The sequence below is a fragment of the Dyella sp. C9 genome, assembly GCF_003332825.1.
In the GTDB taxonomy this organism is placed as follows: Bacteria; Pseudomonadota; Gammaproteobacteria; order Xanthomonadales; family Rhodanobacteraceae; genus Dyella.
Genome location: NZ_QIRF01000041.1, coordinates 1 through 1,063 on the forward strand (window position 1 = coordinate 1; position 1,063 = coordinate 1,063).

General features: G+C 64.5%; 2 protein-coding genes. Both read right to left on the reverse strand.

Annotation, left to right across the window (positions count from 1 at the left end; translation table 11 throughout):
- Window positions 1-394: cytochrome-c oxidase, cbb3-type subunit II (gene ccoO / locus DVU99_RS19590; protein ID WP_114241909.1), on the reverse strand; the 394-nt coding region annotated here is incomplete at its 3' end.
- The coding region (locus DVU99_RS19595) for a cbb3-type cytochrome c oxidase subunit I (RefSeq protein WP_198670405.1) at window positions 391-1,063 on the reverse strand (673 nt) is incomplete at its 5' end. The genes DVU99_RS19595 and ccoO, both read right to left, overlap by 4 nt.

Consider the following 1,063-nt stretch of genomic DNA (forward strand, 5'->3'; position numbering starts at 1 on the left):
GCACTACGTTGCGCGGGTTGTACAGGTGCGCGCGGTGCCAGTCGTCGGAGTAGCGGCCGCCAACGCGGGCCAGGTCCGGGCCGGTACGCTTGGAGCCCCACAGGAACGGGTGGTCCCAGACGCTTTCGCCAGCGACGGAGTAATGGCCGTAGCGCTCGGTTTCGGCGCGGAACGGACGGACCATCTGCGAGTGGCAGCCTACGCAGCCTTCGCGGATATAGATGTCACGGCCTTCCCGTTCCAGCGCGGTGCGCGGCTTCATGCCCTCGACCGGGTTGTTGGGGACGACCTGGAAGAACAGCGGAACGATCTGGGTCAGACCGCCGATGCTCACCGCAATGACCATGAAGAAGGCCAGAAGGCCGATGTTCTTCTCGACTACTTCGTGCTTCAGCAGTGAGCTCCTACAGCGGGGATCTGGGCAGCGGCATCGGCGTCAGCCTGCTTGAAACCGCGCACAGTACGGAAGGTGTTGTAGGCCATCAGCAGCATGCCGGAGGCGAAGAAGGCGCCGCCCAGAGCACGGACGATGAAGCCCGGGTGGCTGGCCTGCAGGGCTTCCACGAAGGAGTAGGTGAGGGTGCCGTCGGCGTTGATCGCACGCCACATCAGGCCCTGGGTGATGCCGTTGACCCACATCGAGGCGATGTACAGCACGGTACCGATGGTTGCCAGCCAGAAGTGGGCGTTGATCAGGCCGACACTGTGCATCTGCTCGCGGCCGAAGACCTTCGGGATCAGGTGGTACAGGGAGCCGATGGAGATCATCGCCACCCAGCCCAGAGCGCCGGCGTGTACGTGGCCGATGGTCCAGTCGGTGTAGTGCGACAGGGAGTTGACGGTCTTGATGGCCATCATCGGGCCTTCGAAGGTGGACATGCCGTAGAAGGCCAGGGAGACCACCAGGAAGCGCAGGATCGGGTCGGTGCGCAGCTTATGCCAGGCGCCCGACAGGGTCATCATGCCGTTGATCATGCCGCCCCAGCTCGGCGCCAGCAGGATCAGCGACATCACCATGCCCAGGGACTGCGCCCAGTCCGGCAGGGCGGTGTAGTGCAGGTGG